We start from the raw sequence: 17,196 nt of genomic DNA on the forward strand, positions 1-17,196 counted from the left end.
GGCCATCCCTTTTTTATTCTCGGGCATGGACTCGGTGGTCAGCGCTGCGTGAGTTGGGGAGGCGGACACCTGCCGGCTCGGTCCGGGGCTTTCCGGCGGATCATGCGCTGTCTGCTCGACGAGCCGCCTTCACTCCATCTCGAACAGCCCGTCACGCAGCTGAGCACCGCCGAGGCGCTGGCGGATGTCGTCGTCGATGCGTGCGTCGTCCGGTGCGTAGAGCATCAGCTGGCGATAGGCGTTGACCCGGTTGATCTCGTTACCCAGGTACTGCCAGACCACGCGGGTACAGGCCGGCGTGCGCCGGTCACCGCTGGAGACGCCGGTCTTGATGCCGTTGAGGCGGATGATACGGCTCTTGAAGCTGGGGATGAGGATGGTCTGGCTCATCTCGTTGCCGGTGAGTGACTCGTAGTCGACCAGAAACAGGCGGTCCTGCAGGAAGAACGCCGTGCCCAGGTAGCGGCAGCGCACCCAGTCCTCGCCACGTGCGGGCTCCTGCCGCTCCTGACGTTCCTGGCGCTCGAACAGGTAGTTGCCGCGCTCCTCGCGCAGGTGCACCAGCGATAGCAGCACATGCCCCGGCACCGACATGCAGTTGGAGTATTCGAAGTAGTAGCCGCAGTAGCGTTCCATCGGGCTGGCCTGACGGCGCAGCGGCGTGAACAGCTCCAGCAATGGATCGTTGCCACTGTGCGGCTGCGTATCGCCGCTGCGTGCGCCAATCAGCCGGGTGAACTGCTCGGCCGGCATGCTCAGCTCGAAGGGTTCGACGCCGAAGAAATCGCAGATGCGCTTGAGATTGTGCGTGGTCGGTCGGCTCTGCCCGGCCAGGTAGCGGTTGAACTGCGCGCGGTTGATCGACAGCTTGCGACATACCTCGGCAATCGAGCGGTAATGGCTGCAAAGCAATTTCAGATTGCTGCCGAGGGAATCGGACATATGGCCGCTCCAGCTGATGCGAATGACGCGATTCTAGCATCAACTCGCATCAGGTCGCCGCGACCTGCGAAATTGTCCCGCGCGGCGCCTTCACCAAAGATTGCGCCACCCGCCCGGCGCGGCGCATTCCCATTCAGAACAACAAGAGAGAAAGCCTCCATGCTCGATCTTCTCAATGACCTCATCTGGAGCAAGCTGCTGATCGTGATGCTGATCGGTCTCGGCCTGTACTTCACCATCGCTTCGCGCTTCGTTCAGTTCCGCTACTTCGGCAGCATGTTTCGCATCTTCGGCGAGGCATTCCAGCGTCAGCCGGGCCAGCTCAGCTCGTTCCAGGCGCTGATGCTGTCGGTGGCTGGCCGCGTGGGCGCCGGCAACATCGCCGGTGTATCGGTGGCGATCATGCTCGGTGGCCCGGGCGCCATCTTCTGGATGTGGGTCGTGGCCCTGGTCGGCATGGCTACCAGCTATTTCGAGTGCTCGCTGGCGCAGCTGTACAAACGTCGCGAGGCCGATGGCGGCTACCGCGGTGGTCCGGCTTTCTACATCCAGCACGGCCTTGGTCAACGCTGGCTGGGTATCGTCGTGTCGATCCTGCTGCTGGTGACCTTCGGCTTCGGCTTCAACGCCGTGCAGTCCTTCACCGTCGCCAGCTCGCTGCACGACACCTTCGGCATCCCGACCCTGGCCAGCGGCATCGCCCTGACCGCGGTCATCGGCCTGATCATCTTCGGTGGCATCAAGCGCATCGCCAAGTTCGCCGACGTGCTGGTGCCGGTGATGGCGTTCTCTTACCTGGGCATGGCGCTGCTGGTGATCGGCCTGAACATCAACGAAGTTCCAGCCACTTTCGCCTTGATCTTCAAAAGCGCCTTCGGCCTCGAGCCGGCCTTCGCCGGCGGCATCGGCGCGGCCATCATCATGGGCGTCAAGCGCGGCCTGTTTTCCAACGAAGCCGGCCTGGGCAGCGCACCGAACGTGGCCGCTGTCGCCGAGGTCAAGCACCCGGCCGCGCAAGGCATCGTGCAGTCGCTCAGTGTGTTCATCGACACCCTGATCCTGTGCAGCTGCACGGCGCTGATCATCCTGCTGTCGGGCGTGTATCAGCCGGGTATGGAGCAGGCCGGTGTGGTACTGACCCAGAGCGCGGTTGCCGCCGTGGTCGGCGAGTGGGGCAGGGTGTTCGTCAGCCTGGCGCTGCTGTTGTTCGTCTTCACCACCCTGATCTACAACTACTACCTCGGCGAAAATGCCCTCGGCTTCTTCAGCCAGAAGCGCGGCCCGGTAATGATCTACCGCGTGCTGGTGGTCGGTCTGGTGCTGTGGGGTTCGGTGCAGGATCTGGGCACCGTGTTCGCCTTCGCCGATGTGACCATGGGTCTGCTGGCCATCGCCAACCTCATCGCTCTGGCGCTGCTGTTCAAAGTGGGCATGCGCCTGATGCGCGACTACGATAGCCAGATCAAGGCGGGTGTTGAGTCGCCGGTATTGGATGCCAAGCAGTTCGCTGATCTGGACCTCGACCCTGCCGTCTGGGGTAGCCAGCCAGGTGAAACCGCCGACCAGGCGGAAATCGGGGATCGCGTCTACCAGCGCTGATCTGACTCAGATGGAAGAAGGGGGCGAGGCCCCCTTTTTCTTGCCTGCCAGCTTTGGCAGCCATTGTTCGGGCAGTCGTAAGCGACGTTAAGAATGTCGCGCAGGCCCGTGATTTGTGAGGAGAGCCCATGGTAACCCCAGAAAAACTCCTGGTGCTGTACACAGGCGGCACCATCGGCATGCAGATGAGTGCAGACGGCCTGGCGCCGGCCTCGGGTTTCGAGGCGCGCATGCGCAGCCAGCAAGCCGGCGAGAACGCCAGTGAGCTGCCGCAATGGAGCTTCCGCGAGCTGCTGCCGTTGATCGACAGCGCCAACATGAACACCGGCCACTGGCTGGCGCTGCGCGACGAAATCGTCACTGCGGTACAGACCGATGGCCACGACGCCGTGCTGGTGCTGCACGGCACCGATACCCTGGCTTACAGCGCTGCGGCGTTGAGCTTCCTGCTGCTCGGGCTCGATGCGCCGGTGGTGCTTACGGGTGCCATGCAGCCGGCTGGTGTCGATGGTGGAGATGCCTGGCCCAACCTGTTCGGCGCCATGCGTGCGCTGTACCGCGGCGTGAAGCCGGGCGTGCACCTGTATTTCAACGGGCAGCTACTGCATGGCGCACGTTGCTCGAAGTTGCGCAGCGATGCGTTCGACGCCTTCCAGGTGCTGCCGCGTCAGCGTCAGGCCGAGCGGGCCACGGTCGATGCCCGTATCGATTTCCGCCAGCCGCGTCAGGCTGTGAACCTTGCCGTGCTGCCGCTGCATCCGGCCGTGCAGGCTGGGCATCTGCAAGCCCTGCTGGCCAGCGGCGTGCAGGGGTTGCTGTTGGAGTGCTACGGCAGCGGTACCGGCCCGGCCGGCGACGCGCCATTGATGAGCGTGCTGCGTGAGGCGCACCAGCGCGGCGTGGTGCTGGCGGCGATCAGCCAGTGCCCGCAAGGCCACGTGCAGTTCGGTGTGTATGCGGCCGGCAGCCGTCTGGCCGAGGTTGGTCTGGTGTCCTGTGGCGGCATGACCCGCGAAGCCGCACTGGGCAAGCTGTTCGCCCTGCTCGGCGCCGGTTTGCCGCAAACGGAGGTCGAGTACTGGCTGGCGCGCGATCTCTGTGGTGAGATGAGCGACTGATCCACCTGCCCAAACAGAGGAAGGACGATGAGCATCGAAATTCGCCCTGTAGTCGCTGCCGATCACCAAGCCTGGTTGCCCTTGTGGCAGGGCTACCAGCGCTTCTACATGACCGAGATTCCAGCCGAGACTAGCGCCGTTACTTGGCAGCGCTTTCTCGACCCCGCCGAGCCCATGGGCGCAGCCCTGGCCTGGCAGGGTGAGCAGGCCATTGGCCTGGTGCACTGGGTCATCCACCGCTCGACCTGGACCACCGGCGACTATTGCTACCTGCAGGACCTGTTCGTCGCCAAGGGTGAGCGCAGCGGTGGTATCGGCCGCCAACTGATCCAGCACGTCTACGACCAGGCGCGTGCTGCCGGCTGCTCGCGGGTGCACTGGCTGACACATGAAACCAACAGCCAGGCCAAGCTGCTTTACGAGCGCATCGGCGAACGCTCGGGGTTCGTGCAGTACCGCAAGCTGTTGTAAGGCCTCGCATCATGTGCGGGCGGCGATATACCGCGCTGGCCGCCCGACAGGGCGCGCCATGCGCAGCAGCGCGTATGCGCGGCTCAAAACACCGACCAGCCGATGCGCTCGCTGAGCAGCTCCAGCGCCTTGATACCGGCCAGGGAGTTACCTGCTGCATTGAGCTCGGGTGACCATACGCACACACTGAACTGACCTGGTACTACCGCGACGATGCCACCGCCGACGCCGCTTTTGCCCGGCAGGCCAACACGGTAGGCGAAGTTGCCCGCTTCGTCATACAGGCCGCTGGTGGCCATGATGGCGTTGATCTGTTTGGTTTGCCGGGGCGACAGCACCTGTTCGCCGCTGTGCTGGCAGAAACCTTCATTGGCCAGGAAACCGAAGGCACGCGCCAGGTCGACGCAGCTCATGCGCAGCGCGCAGCAGCTGAAGTAGCTGCGCAGCACCGCCTCGACTTCGTTGTGAAAATTGCCGAACGACTGCATCAGGTACGCCGCTGCCGCGTTGCGCGCGCGGTGCTGGTACTCCGATTCGGCGACGTGGTTGTCCACCGTGACCTCGGGGTTGCCCGACAGACGCCGGACGAAGTCGCGCATCGATAGTGCCGGTGCGGCATAGCGCGACTGGTTGATATCGCAGATCACCAGAGCGCCCGCGTTGATGAAGGGATTGCGCGGCTTGCCTCGCTCGAATTCGAGCTGCACCAGCGAGTTGAACGGCTGTCCGGACGGCTCATGGCCCAGGCGCTGCCAGATGCTCTCGCCGCTGTGGCCGATGGCCTGGACCAGGCTGAACACCTTGGAAATGCTTTGGATCGAGAAGGGCGTACGTGCATCGCCGGCGACATGCACCTGGCCGTCGTTGCCGTATACGGCGATGCCCAGCTGGTCAGGCACCACGCTGGCCAGCGCTGGAATGTAATCGGCCACCTTGCCCTGGCCGATCAGCGGGCGGACTTCATCGAGAATTTCGGTCAACAGCGCTTGCATGTTCGGGCTCGCGAGTAGGCCGGAGAGCGTCCCGGCAGGTCAGAGCTAGACGCCCGCGGGCGCTACGGAATCACAGGTAGGCGCTTGCCCTGAACAGCGCGTCCACCTAGTCTCGGTCCTCCCCTGTCGCTGGCGTGGTTCGATGTCCACCGTTCTTAATGTGCTATTGCCGATATTCGGCCTGATCCTGGTTGGCTTCATCTGTCGGCGAACCAATCGCCTGGGGCCGACTGCGGCATCGGAGATGAACCGCTTCGTGGTCTGGCTCGGCCTGCCTGCGTTGCTGTTCAGCCTTACGGCCAAGGCCGACTGGACACACATCTGGCAGCCCGGTTTCTTGCTTGCCTTTACTGGCGGCATGCTCGCGGTGTTTCTGGTCACGCTGGTGTATCGCTGGAAAACCACTGGCAGCCTGGTCGACGCCAGTATCGACGGGCTCAGCGCCGGTTACGCCAACACCGGCTATATTGGCATTCCGCTGTGCGTGCTGGTACTGGGTGAGGACGGCATGGCGCCGGCCTTGATCGCCTCGCTGATGGTGGTCTGCGTACTGTTCGGCCTGGCGGTGATATGCATCGAAGTCGGTTTGCAGAACAGGAAGGGGTTGGGCGGCGCTATCGTTCAGGTGGTCACCGCTCTGCTGAAGAATCCGCTGGTGGTGGCGCCTTTACTCGGTGCGGCCTGGGCGTCTGGCGGTGTGCAGTTGCCAGCAGCGCTGGATGAGTTTCTTCGCCTGCTCGGCGCGGCCACCGTACCCTGTGCGCTGGTGTCACTGGGGTTGTTCCTGGCACAGAGGCAGAGCGGGCCGAGCGAAGGCGCCTGGCCGCTGGTGGCCCTGAAGCTGGTACTGCAGCCGCTGGTGACCTGGTTCATCGCCTTCGTGCTGCTCGATCTGCCACCGTTCTGGGCACATGCCGCGTTGCTGCTCAGTGCACTGCCGACCGGCACCGGGCCGTTCATGCTTGCCGAGTACTACCAGCGCCAGGCGGCGCTGGTGTCGCGGGCGATCCTGTTTTCCACCCTCGGTTCGCTGCTGACCTTGAGCCTGATCCTGCTACTGATCACGCCTTGAGTTGCAGCTCCACGCCGAGCTGCTGCGACAGGCAGGGCCAGCGCTTCCAGGCTGACGCGGTATCCGGCGCTGCCAGGCGCTCACGGTAGGCTTGCACCGAGGGCTGGTCGAAGCTGGCGTCATCGAGCATGCCGGTGAGGGCATGATGCACAGCCTCATCGAGTTGGTTGGCGAAAGGTTCGCCGATCAACTGATGAGCGATCAGGTTGGCGCGCGTGGTGTCCAGTGGGATCAGCGGCTGGCCGAGATGGGCGATATAGCGATCATTGACCTCTTCCACCAGGCGATGGGCCAGATAGGCCTCGTCGAGCAGGCCTTCCAATCCTTCATGGCCTTCCATCAGCGCCGGTGGCTGCAGGAAGAAATGCTCGGCGATCTTCAGCACGGGTTTCACTGCGGCTTCGATTCCGGCTTCCCGCGCCACCTCGGCGGCGGCGTCCAGCACGTCTGGCACCTCTTCGATATAGGCGATGACGAAGGCCGTCAGCGCGCCCGAGGCGTCGTCTTCGGGCAGGCGGATGGACGGGTGCAGGCGATCCAGTTGGGCCTGCAGGAAGTGTGCGAGTGCCTGGCTGCCGCTTTCCTGCTGACGAGCCTGGGTGATCAATTGACGAAGGGCGGCGGTGTTCATGACTGCTCCTACATTTCAGGACATGGACATGGACGTGAACCTTAGCCGGCTCCGGCAGTCGGCTAAGACGTGATTGTCATAACTTTTTCATACTTATGCGAGTCTGCTATATCCACCTGTATCAGAAAGGCTACAGCCCGCGTCAGTCGTGGCGTTTAGGACAAGGGCTGCGCGGCTTCGGCCATTTTCCCTCTTACGTTGCGAGGTGAAAGTCGCCGTCTATACTCGATTTCGAAAGGCAGTACCTGATGGAACCGGACGGGCTTAGGCACGGAGAGGTTTCGGCAGCAGTCGCCAGCAGTCGAGCGTGGTTCGCGAACAGAGTCCGCAGCGCATGCTCTATGGCAGTCGATCCCTTAGCCGCAGGCTCAGCCGGCGGGATAACAAGAACAATCAAGGGGAACCCGCAATGATGCGACATCCACGAGTCTGGATGGGCCTCCTGCTGTGGCTGGCATTAGGCTCGGCGCACGCGCAGTGGACGGTCAATATGGCGCCCGGTGTAACCGACGTCAGCCGCTCCGTTTTCGATCTGCACATGACCATTTTCTGGATCTGCGTTGTGATTGGCGTGATCGTGTTCGGCGCCATGTTCTGGTCGATGATCATGCACCGCCGCTCCACTGGCCAGGAGCCTGCGCACTTCCACGAAAGCACCACCGTCGAGATTCTCTGGACCGTGGTTCCCCTGGCCATCCTGGTGGTGATGGCGATTCCGGCGACCAAGACGCTGATCGAGATCTACGACACCACCGAGTCCGAGCTGGATATTCAGATCACCGGCTATCAGTGGAAGTGGCACTACAAATACCTGGGGCAGGACGTTGAGTTCTTCAGCAACCTGACCACGCCGCGCTCGCAGATCAACAACCGCGAAGCCAAGGGCGAACACTATCTGCTGGAAGTGGATGAGCCCCTTGTGGTGCCGGTGGGCACCAAGGTGCGCTTCCTGATCACCGCCGCTGACGTCATTCACTCCTGGTGGGTACCGGCACTGGCAGTGAAGAAAGACGCCATCCCCGGGTTTATCAACGAATCCTGGACGCGCATCGAGGAGCCCGGCATCTATCGTGGCCAGTGCACCGAGCTGTGCGGCAAGGACCACGGGTTCATGCCGGTGGTGGTCGAGGCCAAGTCCAAGGAAGACTTCGACGCCTGGCTGGCCGAGCGCAAGCAGGCCGCCGCCGCTGAGCGTGAGCTGACCAGCAAGGAATGGACCATGGAAGAGCTGATGGCGCGTGGTGAGAAGGCCTACAACACCTCCTGCGCAGCCTGCCACCAGCCTACCGGTGAAGGTCTGCCACCGATGTTCCCGGCGCTCAAGGGCTCGGCCATCGCCACCGGGCCGGCCGAGGGGCATATCCACATCGTCTACCAAGGCAAGCCGGGTACCTCCATGGCCGCCTTCGGCAAGCAACTGTCGCCGGTCGACCTGGCCGCCATCATCACCTACGAGCGCAACGCCTGGGGCAACAATGTCGGTGACATGGTCACGCCCAAGGACATTCTCGATTTCTCCAAGGCGCAGGAGTAAGGACATGAGTGCAGTGATCGACCACGGTCATACTGACCACCACCATGGCCCGGCCAAGGGCCTGATGCGCTGGGTGCTGACCACCAACCACAAGGACATCGGCACGATGTACCTGTGGTTCAGCTTCTGCATGTTTCTGCTGGGCGGCTCGATGGCCATGGTCATCCGTGCCGAGCTGTTCCAGCCGGGTCTGCAGATCGTGCAGCCGGAATTCTTCAACCAGATGACCACCATGCACGGCCTGATCATGGTCTTCGGTGCGGTGATGCCGGCCTTCGTCGGCCTGGCCAACTGGATGATCCCGCTGATGATCGGCGCGCCGGACATGGCGCTGCCGCGGATGAACAACTTCAGCTTCTGGCTGTTGCCCGCGGCATTCGGCTTGCTGGTCTCGACACTGTTCATGGAGGGTGGCGGGCCGAACTTCGGCTGGACCTTCTACGCGCCGCTGTCGACCACCTACGGGCCGGAGAGCACCACTTTCTTCATCTTCGCCGTGCACCTGATGGGCATCAGCTCGATCATGGGGGCGATCAACGTGGTCGCCACCATCCTCAACCTGCGCGCCCCCGGCATGACTCTGATGAAGATGCCGCTGTTTGTCTGGACCTGGCTGATCACCGCGTTTCTGCTGATTGCTGTGATGCCGGTACTGGCTGGCTGCGTGACCATGATGCTGATGGACATCCACTTCGGCACCAGCTTCTTCAATGCTGCTGGCGGTGGGGATCCGGTGCTGTTCCAGCACGTGTTCTGGTTCTTCGGTCACCCCGAGGTGTACATCATGATCCTGCCTGCCTTTGGCGCGGTGAGCTCGATCATCCCGGCGTTCGCGCGCAAGCCGCTGTTCGGCTACACCTCGATGGTCTACGCCACAGGGGCGATCGCTTTCCTGTCGTTCATCGTCTGGGCGCACCACATGTTCACCGTCGGCATCCCGCTGACCGGCGAGCTGTTCTTCATGTACGCGACGATGCTGATTGCCGTTCCCACCGGGGTGAAGGTGTTCAACTGGGCCAGCACCATGTGGCAGGGCTCGATGACCTTCGAGGCGCCGATGCTGTTCTCGGTGGCCTTCGTCATCCTCTTCACCATCGGCGGTTTCTCCGGGCTGATGCTGGCCATCGCCCCGGCGGACTTCCAGTACCACGACACCTACTTCGTGGTGGCGCACTTCCACTACGTGCTGGTGCCCGGTGCGATCTTCGGCATCTTCGCTTCGGCCTATTACTGGCTGCCCAAGTGGACCGGCCACATGTATGACGAAACCCTGGCCAAGCTGCATTTCTGGATGAGCTTCATCGGCATGAACCTAGCGTTCTTCCCGATGCACTTCGTCGGCCTGGCCGGCATGCCACGGCGCATCCCCGACTACAACATGATGTTCGCCAACTTCAACATGGTCTCCAGCATCGGCGCCTTCATGTTCGGCGCCACCCAGTTGCTGTTCCTGTTCATCGTCATCAAGTGCATCCGTGGTGGCAAGCCGGCCCCGGCCAAACCCTGGGACGGTGCCGAAGGCCTGGAGTGGACGGTGCCGTCACCGGCGCCCTACCACACCTTCAGTACACCGCCGGAAGTGAAATAGGAGGTCTGCCGTGAGCGAGGTCATCGCGACTCGTCGCCTGGTTACCCGTCTGCTGCTCGTGGTGGTGGTGATGTTCTGCTTCGGCATCTTCATCCTGCCGCCTTTCTACGACGCCATGTGCCGGGTGTTCGGCATCAACGGCAAGACGGCCGGAGCCTACCAGGGCGAGCAAATGGTGGACGTAGCTCGAGAGGTGCGCGTGCAGTTTCTCGCCACCAACGCCGCCGGCATGGTCTGGGAGTTCGGTCCGCAGGCCGACGAGATTCTGGTTCACCCGGGGGAGGCGCGGGACATGCTGTTCGTCGCCTACAACCCCAGCGACCAGCCGATGAGCGCACAGGCAATTCCCAGCGTTTCGCCGTCCAAGGCGGCAGCGTTCTTTCATAAAACCGAGTGCTTCTGTTTCACCCAGCAGGTGCTGCAGCCGGGCGAGCGCATCGAAATGCCGGTGCGCTTCATCGTCGACCGTGACCTGCCACAGGACGTGAAGCACCTGACGCTGGGTTACACCCTGTTCGATATCACCGCGCGCAAGCCGCCAGTGGCACAGGCTCCATAAGGAGAACAACAATGTCGAGTCATGAAAGTCACGAGAACTATTACGTACCGGCACAGAGCAAGTGGCCCATCGTTGCCAGCGTCGGTCTGCTGGTCAGCTTCTACGGTGTTGGCACCTGGTTCAACGATCTGTCGGCGGGTCGTGAAGGCTCCAACGGGCCGCTGATCTTCTTCGTCGGCGGGCTGATTCTGGCCTGGATGTTGTTCGGCTGGTTCGGCAACGTCATCAAGGAAAGCCGCAGCGGTCTGTACAGCGCACAGATGGACCGCTCCTTTCGCTGGGGCATGAGTTGGTTCATCTTCTCGGAGGTGATGTTCTTCGCCGCCTTCTTCGGCGCCCTGTTCTATATTCGCATGTGGGCCGGGCCCTGGCTCGGCGGCGAGGGTGACAAGGGCGTGGCCAACATGCTCTGGGAGGGCTTCGAATACAGCTGGCCGATGTTGCAGAACCCCGATTCCAAACTGTTCCCGCCACCAAGCGGGGTGATCGACCCGTGGCATCTGCCGTTGGTCAACACCATCTTGCTGGTGTCCTCCAGCGTCACCATCACCTTTGCCCATCATGCCCTGAAGAAGAACCACCGCGGCCCGCTCAAGGCCTGGCTGGCCGCGACCATTGTCCTCGCCCTGGCGTTCCTGTTCTTTCAGGTTGAGGAGTACATCGAGGCTTACACCGAGCTGGGGCTGACCCTTGGCTCAGGCATCTATGGTGCGACCTTCTTCATGCTCACCGGCTTCCACGGCGCGCATGTGACGCTCGGTACCATCATCCTGATCGTGATGTTGGTGCGCATCATGCGTGGGCACTTCGACGCCGATCAGCACTTCGGCTTCGAGGCAGCCTCCTGGTACTGGCACTTCGTCGATGTGGTCTGGCTGGGGCTGTTCATCTTCGTCTACGTCCTGTAGCGGGGGCTACCAGGTGACGTGGGACACCAGTTGCCCTGAGTAGAAGCCCCAGGCGATCAGGGCAACGGTGATGGCGGTCAGGCCGACACGGACAGTCAGGGCGCCGACCACGCGGGAACCATGGCCTTCATCCCTGACCAGGAAGAACAGGCCGCTGAACAGGCTGACGAGAGTGGCCAACAGCATGAGGACGATCGCGGCCTTGAGCATGCGAGACTCCGGGGGATTGACGTGATGCACTGCAGTATAGCCAGCAACCCAGACCGTATCGGCAGGGCGCAATGAGCGCCTTCCGTCCCGGTTGGTTGCCCAGCGTGCTGGTTGCCCTGCTGCTGCCGGGGTTGCTCTGGCTGGGTTTCTGGCAGCTGCAGCGTGGCGAAGAGAAACGCCAGCTGTTGGCCAGCTTCGAGGCACGGCGGACGGCCGAGCCGATCAGCCTCGAGCAACTCGAGCCCATGCGTGATCCTGCCTACCGCCGCGTTCAACTGCGTGGGCACTTCGATACCGAGCACAGCCTGTTGCTCGATAGCCGTATCCGTGATGGCCATGCCGGTGTCGAGTTGCTGCAGCCGTTCTACGATCAGTCCAGTGGTCTCTGGGTGTTGCTCAATCGCGGCTGGCTGCCCTGGCCGGATCGGCGTACAGCGCCGCCTTTCGATAGCCCTGACGGCGTACTGCAACTCACCGCCTGGGTCTATGTCGCGCCTTCTGGCGGTTTCAATCTGCGCTCCGGTGCGGCGACCGAAGGCTGGCCGCGACTGATCACGCAGGTCGAGGCCGCCAGTCTCTGGCGCCAGCTGGGTCGTGGTGGTCTGCCTTTCGAGGTGCGTCTGGAGCCCGGGCCTGCCAGTTATCGCGTCGATTGGCCAATCGTGGCCATGAGCCCCAGCAAACATCTTGGCTATGCGGTGCAATGGTTCTCTCTGGCTGCGGCACTGCTTGGTCTGTTCATTTATCTCGGAATTCACAATGCACGGGAGCGTCGTCATGAACCCAGCCATCGCCATGCCTGAGGCGCCGCGCAAGGGGCGTGGTCGCCTGCAGTTGTTGTTGATCCTGGCCATTATCATCGGCCCGATGTTCCTGGCTAACGCCATGTACAAATGGCGCTTCTGGGTGCCAGAGACGCGCAGCTACCACGGTGTGCTGATCGGCGATGGGCGCACCCTTGCCGATCTCGGCGTACAGGGTGAGGTGGAGCCGCTGTGGCAGATTCTGGTGACAGCACCGGGCGCCTGTGAGGCCGACTGTCAGCAGCTGGTTTACCTGGCGCGGCAGATCCAGATTGGCCTCAATCGCGAGACTGCCCGCGCGAGTCACGGCCTGGCGCTGGCCGAACCACTGCCGGCCGAGTACGACGCCACGCTCAAGCGCGAATACCCGCAACTTGGACGCTATCAACTGGATCTGCAGGCCTACGACAAGGCCGCTGAGGCAGTGCCGGGGGCACAGCTATGGCTGGTCGATCCACACGGCAATCTGGTGCTGCGCTATCCGGCCGGCAGCAAGGGCAAGGCCATTCTCGATGATCTGCGCTACCTGCTGAAAATTTCCCTGATCGGTTGACGCCACGCTCTGTCCATATCGACAGAGCGTCAGGCCCAGTGCCCAAGGAGTAGACATGCACAAGCCCGGTTACCGTCTAGCGTTGTTCGCGACCCTCCTGACCGTGGTGGTGGTGCTGCTAGGTGCCTACACCCGACTGACCCATGCCGGGCTGGGTTGCCCGGATTGGCCAGGCTGCTACGGGTTTCTCGGCGTGCCGATGAGCGAGCACAAGCAGGCCATCGCCGAAGCGCGTTTTCCCGAGGCGCCGGTAGAGGTTGCCAAGGGCTGGTACGAGATGATCCATCGCTACTTTGCCGGCGCACTGGGGTTGGTGATTCTCGCCATTGCTGCCCTGTCCGTGCGCCGCCGTGCGGAGCCAACTCAGCCGCTCAAGTTGCCGCTGGCGATTCTGGCGCTGGTGATTCTGCAGGGCGCCTTCGGCATGTGGACGGTCACCCTGCAGCTGTGGCCGCAGGTGGTCACAGCTCACCTGCTCGGCGGTTTCGCCACGCTCAGTCTGTTGACCTTGCTCACTTTGCGCCTGTCTGGACGATTCGCGCCGCTGCAGTTGCCGGGGCGCCTGCGGACATTGGCGGCGGCATGCCTGCTGCTGGTGATCGGGCAGATCACCCTCGGCGGCTGGGTCAGTTCCAACTACGCCGCTGTCGCCTGCGTCGACCTGCCCACCTGTCACGGCGAGTGGTGGCCGGCGATGGATTTCGGCAAAGGCTTTCACCTTACCCAGCACATCGGCCCCAACTACCTGGGCGGGCAGCTCGACAGTGACGCGCGCACCGCCATTCATATGAGCCACCGCATCGGAGCGCTGCTGGTAACGCTGGCGCTGTTGGCACTGGCCTGGCAGCTGCGCATTGCCAAGCTACCGCGCCTGGCCGGTCTGCTGCTGCTGGCGCTGGCTCTGCAGGTTGGCCTTGGTATCAGCAACGTGATCTTCCATCTACCGCTGCTGGTGGCGGTGGCGCACAACGCTGGTGGCGCTGTTCTGCTGCTGGTGATGGTGCTGATCAACTATCGCCTGAGGGCTGTTTCTGCGGCGGCTCGCGAAGCATCTGGTCTGGCGGGCAGGCGCGCGACTCTGGTTTCCAACGGTCTGGTTCAAGGCCGGTAAATAACGAATCAAGGAGCAATGCCATGGCGACAATGCTGCGAGCTCACTCCGAACACGCCACCTGGCGCGATTATCTGGAGCTGACCAAACCGCGGGTGGTGATGTTGATGCTGATCACCTCGCTGGTCGGCATGTTCCTCGCTACCCGTGCCGGTGTGCCCTGGACCGTGCTGCTGTTCGGCAACCTCGGCATCGGTCTGTGTGCCGGCGCGGCGGCTGCGGTCAACCATGTGGTGGATCGCCGTATCGACTCGATCATGGCGCGCACGCACAAACGTCCGGTCACCGCCGGTCGTGTCTCGCCGGTGGCGGCGCTGACCTTCGCCCTGCTGCTGGCCATCGCCGGCATGAGCCTGCTGATGGTGTTCACCAATGAGTTGGCTGCCTGGCTGACCCTGGCTTCATTGCTCGGTTATGCGGTGATCTATACCGGCTTTCTCAAGCGCGCCACGCCGCAGAACATCGTGATCGGCGGCCTGGCGGGTGCTGCCCCACCGTTGCTGGGTTGGGTCGCCGTTACCGGCCACCTCAGTGCCGAGCCGCTGCTGCTGGTGCTGATCATCTTCGCCTGGACGCCGCCGCACTTCTGGGCCCTGGCCATCCATCGCAAGGCCGAATACGCCAAGGCCGACATTCCCATGCTGCCGGTGACCCACGGTGAGCACTACACCAAAGTGCATATCCTGCTTTACACCCTGGTGATGTTCGCGGTGACGCTGCTGCCCTACGCCATCCATATGAGCGGGCCGTTGTACCTGGTTTGCGCCGTGCTACTGGGCGGCCGCTTCCTGCACTGGGCCTGGGTGCTGTACCGTGACAGCAAACCGCACGCCGCGATCAACACCTTCAAGTACAGTATCTGGTACCTGTTCCTGCTGTTCATCGCGCTGCTGGCGGATCACTATCTGTTGCTGAATATCTAAGGGCCCTCATGACGCGTACACAGACTACCGTTTTCGTCCTCGTTGCCATCGTTGCGCTGGTGCTGGGCCTGACCGTCAACAAGGTGCTTAACAGCAAGAGCCAGGGTGACCCGGCCGCATTGCTCGATGCCGGTATCGTGCTGCTACCGCAGAACCGCAACCTGCCAGCGTTGAGCCTGATCGATCAGGACGGCAAGGAGGTCATGGTTGATCAGCTCAAGGGTGACTGGAAGTTGCTTTTCTTCGGCTACACCTTCTGCCCGGATATCTGCCCGGCCACCCTCGCCCAACTGCGCCAGTTGCAGACTCAACTGCCGGAAGAAACCCGCGCGCGACTCGGGGTGGTAATGGTCAGCGTCGACCCCCATCGTGATACGCCGGAGCAGTTGAGCAAGTACCTGGGCTTTTTCAATGCGGGCTTCAAAGGTCTGACCGGCGAAGAGGAAACCCTGCAGAAATTCGCCAACTCGGTGAGCATTCCCTACATCCCGGCTGACACCAGCAAGGAAAACTACACCGTCGATCACAGCGGCAATCTGGTGATCATCGGCCCGGATGGCACCCAGCGCGGCTTCATCCGTGCGCCGATCAACAACGCCAAACTGGCCGAGCAATTGCCGGGGCTGGTTTCGGGTAGCTGATCGGCTTGGGTGCGCCTGCGAACCGTCACCATCCGGTACAGCATTTACCGGATTTCATCCGGGCTACGGCCGCGACGTGTAGGGTGGGTTAGCGGCGCAATCCCTCGGATGCGTATACGCAACTCAACCTGGCGCGCCGCGTAACCCACCAGGCAATGGATAGCGTTGCGCCGACGGTGGGTTACGCCGCCGCAGAAACAGAGAGTGATTCAGCAATGTGTCACAGGCGGCTAACCCACCCTACGAAACGCGTTGATCCCGCTACAGTGCGAACGGCAGTGGCAGGTTGACCTGCTGACGTTGTGCCAGGCGCCGTTGGAATTCGGCCGGATCATGAATCAGCACTTCCTGCCCGGCGAACGACTCGGCGGCGATCAGACGTGACAGCCAGAAACGCACGCAGGCCACCCGCAGCATGGCTGGCCACAGCTCTGCCTCGGCAGCGGTGAACGGACGCAGCGCGGCATAGGCGCCAAGTAGCGCACGGGCTCGAGTGCCATCGAGGCTGCCGTCTTCGTTCGAGCACCAGTCGTTGAGGGTGATGGCCAGGTCGTAGAGCATCGGCCCCGAGCAGGCGTTGTAGAAGTCGATTACCCCAGCCAGGTGGTTGCCATCGAACAACACGTTGTCACGGAACAGGTCGGCATGCAGGTTCGCCCGCGGCAAAGCGAGGATGCGCGGCTTCAGCTCGGCGATCTCGGCCAGTGCATCACGCAGCAGCGGTAACGCCTGTTCATCAAGCTTAAGCGCCTGGCTCGGACCTTCGGCGAGCATCCAGTCCAGCCCGCGGTCGCTGCGACGTTCCACCGGCTGTTCGCGAGTGGCCAGATGGATGCGGGCAAGCAGGCTACCCACTTCCTGGCAGTGATGGGCATTGGCCTCGCGCACATGCTTGCCTGAAAGCCGGGGCTGCAATAGCGCCGGTTTCTCCGCCAGGGTGCGCAATGCCTCGTCGTCCTGCGTGCGCAGGGCGTAGGGCACCGGCAGGCCGGCGTCGTGCAGCACGTCGAGCAATTCGATGAAGAACGGCAGGTCGGCCACCGGGCCGCGTTCGACCAAGGTCAGGACATATTCGCCCTGCTCCAGGCTGACGAAGAAGTTGCTGTTTTCGCTGCCCGCAGCAATGCCCTGGAAGTCACGCAACCGGCCAAGTCCATAGGGCGCCAGGAAGACTTCGAGCTCATGACGCTCCAGGGGGGTGAATACCGACATATCAGACCTTAATCGCTTACCAGCTAAAGATTTCCCACGATGGGATCAGCATGTCCGGATCGTCCGAACGTACGAAGTTGCCGTCGCTGCCATCGGCGCGCACGAGAAAATAGGGTTTGCCGTTCTTCGGGATGACCTTGATGGCATAGAGGAAGCCATTGACCCGGTATTCCTGAATGGTGCGGTCGCCGTCCTGGCGGATGGTCACATCGGGATCGGCAGACACCGGATCTTCGGCGTGAGCGGCAAGTGGCACACAGGCCAGCAGGCCGACCAGCAACAAGCGATTGACTGTACCCATGGTAACCTTGCTCCTTCGTTTTTTACCG

The 17,196-nt window shown here is 62.6% G+C and carries 19 protein-coding genes; 13 read left to right on the top strand and 6 right to left on the bottom strand.

Annotated elements, in window-relative coordinates:
- Positions 1-129 precede the first annotated feature (129 nt).
- A complete protein-coding gene (locus AAEQ75_RS09110) occupies positions 130-942 on the bottom strand; it encodes a helix-turn-helix domain-containing protein (RefSeq protein ID WP_143504986.1) in 813 nt (270 codons plus the stop codon).
- 159 nt (positions 943-1,101) lie between these two features.
- Here AAEQ75_RS09110 and AAEQ75_RS09115 point away from each other — a divergent pair, with 159 nt between their 5' ends.
- The 3 genes from AAEQ75_RS09115 (at position 1,102) to AAEQ75_RS09125 (ending at position 4,130) form a co-directional block, all read left to right on the top strand.
- Positions 1,102-2,541: an alanine/glycine:cation symporter family protein gene (locus AAEQ75_RS09115; RefSeq protein WP_125834764.1), complete on the top strand. Its 1,440-nt coding sequence runs from the start codon at positions 1,102-1,104 to the stop codon at positions 2,539-2,541.
- A 128-nt stretch (positions 2,542-2,669) separates the two neighbouring features.
- Complete coding sequence (locus tag AAEQ75_RS09120; protein WP_343351813.1) at positions 2,670-3,659, top strand: asparaginase; 990 nt, start codon at positions 2,670-2,672, stop codon at positions 3,657-3,659.
- 27 nt (positions 3,660-3,686) lie between these two features.
- A complete protein-coding gene (locus AAEQ75_RS09125; protein ID WP_343351815.1) occupies positions 3,687-4,130 on the top strand; it encodes a GNAT family N-acetyltransferase in 444 nt (147 codons plus the stop codon).
- Positions 4,131-4,213: 83 nt separating this feature from the next.
- On the opposite strand, the gene glsB is transcribed toward AAEQ75_RS09125, so the two are convergent.
- Positions 4,214-5,122: a glutaminase B gene (gene glsB, locus AAEQ75_RS09130; RefSeq protein WP_143504983.1), complete on the bottom strand. Its 909-nt coding sequence runs from the start codon at positions 5,120-5,122 to the stop codon at positions 4,214-4,216.
- Between the two features lie 142 nt (positions 5,123-5,264).
- Between glsB and AAEQ75_RS09135 the strand changes: the two genes are divergently transcribed.
- The gene (locus AAEQ75_RS09135) at positions 5,265-6,194 is read left to right on the top strand and encodes an AEC family transporter (RefSeq protein ID WP_343351817.1); all 930 of its coding nucleotides are present in this window, start codon (positions 5,265-5,267) and stop codon (positions 6,192-6,194) included.
- Here AAEQ75_RS09135 and AAEQ75_RS09140 read toward each other — a convergent pair.
- Positions 6,184-6,825, bottom strand: a complete 642-nt coding sequence (locus AAEQ75_RS09140) for a hypothetical protein (protein WP_143504981.1) — start codon at positions 6,823-6,825, stop codon at positions 6,184-6,186. The genes AAEQ75_RS09135 and AAEQ75_RS09140 overlap by 11 nt on opposite strands.
- A gap of 409 nt (positions 6,826-7,234) precedes the next feature.
- Between AAEQ75_RS09140 and coxB the strand changes: the two genes are divergently transcribed.
- From coxB to AAEQ75_RS09160, 4 genes are read left to right on the top strand one after another with little or no spacing between them, the layout of a single operon-like run.
- Positions 7,235-8,359: a cytochrome c oxidase subunit II gene (gene coxB / locus AAEQ75_RS09145; RefSeq protein ID WP_343351820.1), complete on the top strand. Its 1,125-nt coding sequence runs from the start codon at positions 7,235-7,237 to the stop codon at positions 8,357-8,359.
- Positions 8,360-8,363: 4 nt separating this feature from the next.
- Positions 8,364-9,947: a cytochrome c oxidase subunit I gene (gene ctaD / locus AAEQ75_RS09150; RefSeq protein WP_143504979.1), complete on the top strand. Its 1,584-nt coding sequence runs from the start codon at positions 8,364-8,366 to the stop codon at positions 9,945-9,947.
- Between the two features lie 10 nt (positions 9,948-9,957).
- Complete coding sequence (locus tag AAEQ75_RS09155) at positions 9,958-10,506, top strand: cytochrome c oxidase assembly protein (RefSeq protein ID WP_143504978.1); 549 nt, start codon at positions 9,958-9,960, stop codon at positions 10,504-10,506.
- 11 nt (positions 10,507-10,517) lie between these two features.
- Positions 10,518-11,414, top strand: a complete 897-nt coding sequence (locus tag AAEQ75_RS09160; protein WP_343351822.1) for a cytochrome c oxidase subunit 3 — start codon at positions 10,518-10,520, stop codon at positions 11,412-11,414.
- 6 nt (positions 11,415-11,420) lie between these two features.
- Here the strand turns inward: AAEQ75_RS09160 and AAEQ75_RS09165 are convergent, their stop codons facing one another.
- Positions 11,421-11,624 carry a twin transmembrane helix small protein gene (locus AAEQ75_RS09165; protein ID WP_074857144.1) on the bottom strand — a complete coding sequence of 68 codons (204 nt, stop codon included), beginning with the start codon at positions 11,622-11,624 and terminating at the stop codon, positions 11,421-11,423.
- A 71-nt stretch (positions 11,625-11,695) separates the two neighbouring features.
- Here AAEQ75_RS09165 and AAEQ75_RS09170 point away from each other — a divergent pair, with 71 nt between their 5' ends.
- Genes AAEQ75_RS09170 through AAEQ75_RS09190 form a run of 5 tightly spaced genes read left to right on the top strand, consistent with a single transcriptional unit; the run spans position 11,696 to position 15,655 of the window.
- On the top strand, positions 11,696-12,427 hold the full coding sequence (locus tag AAEQ75_RS09170; RefSeq protein WP_343351826.1) for an SURF1 family protein: 732 nt from the start codon (positions 11,696-11,698) through the stop codon (positions 12,425-12,427).
- A complete protein-coding gene (locus tag AAEQ75_RS09175) occupies positions 12,402-12,980 on the top strand; it encodes a hypothetical protein (RefSeq protein WP_279922134.1) in 579 nt (192 codons plus the stop codon). Before AAEQ75_RS09170 ends, AAEQ75_RS09175 begins: the two co-directional genes overlap by 26 nt.
- Positions 12,981-13,035: 55 nt before the next feature.
- Positions 13,036-14,091, top strand: a complete 1,056-nt coding sequence (locus AAEQ75_RS09180) for a COX15/CtaA family protein (RefSeq protein ID WP_343351828.1) — start codon at positions 13,036-13,038, stop codon at positions 14,089-14,091.
- 23 nt (positions 14,092-14,114) lie between these two features.
- A complete protein-coding gene (gene cyoE / locus AAEQ75_RS09185) occupies positions 14,115-15,014 on the top strand; it encodes a heme o synthase (RefSeq protein WP_017676413.1) in 900 nt (299 codons plus the stop codon).
- Between the two features lie 8 nt (positions 15,015-15,022).
- Entirely contained in the window at positions 15,023-15,655 is a 633-nt protein-coding gene (locus AAEQ75_RS09190; RefSeq protein ID WP_343351831.1) for an SCO family protein, read from the top strand.
- Between the two features lie 261 nt (positions 15,656-15,916).
- Here AAEQ75_RS09190 and AAEQ75_RS09195 read toward each other — a convergent pair whose 3' ends face one another.
- Together AAEQ75_RS09195 and AAEQ75_RS09200 are read right to left on the bottom strand one after the other, a co-directional pair.
- A complete protein-coding gene (locus AAEQ75_RS09195) occupies positions 15,917-16,867 on the bottom strand; it encodes a homoserine kinase (RefSeq protein WP_343351833.1) in 951 nt (316 codons plus the stop codon).
- Between the two features lie 16 nt (positions 16,868-16,883).
- Positions 16,884-17,168 (bottom strand): DUF2782 domain-containing protein, encoded by a 285-nt coding sequence (locus tag AAEQ75_RS09200; RefSeq protein ID WP_125834775.1) that lies wholly within the window; start codon positions 17,166-17,168, stop codon positions 16,884-16,886.
- Positions 17,169-17,196 lie beyond the last annotated feature (28 nt).

This window comes from Pseudomonas sediminis, from assembly GCF_039555755.1.
GTDB classification, from domain to species: domain Bacteria; phylum Pseudomonadota; class Gammaproteobacteria; order Pseudomonadales; family Pseudomonadaceae; genus Aquipseudomonas; species Aquipseudomonas mendocina_D.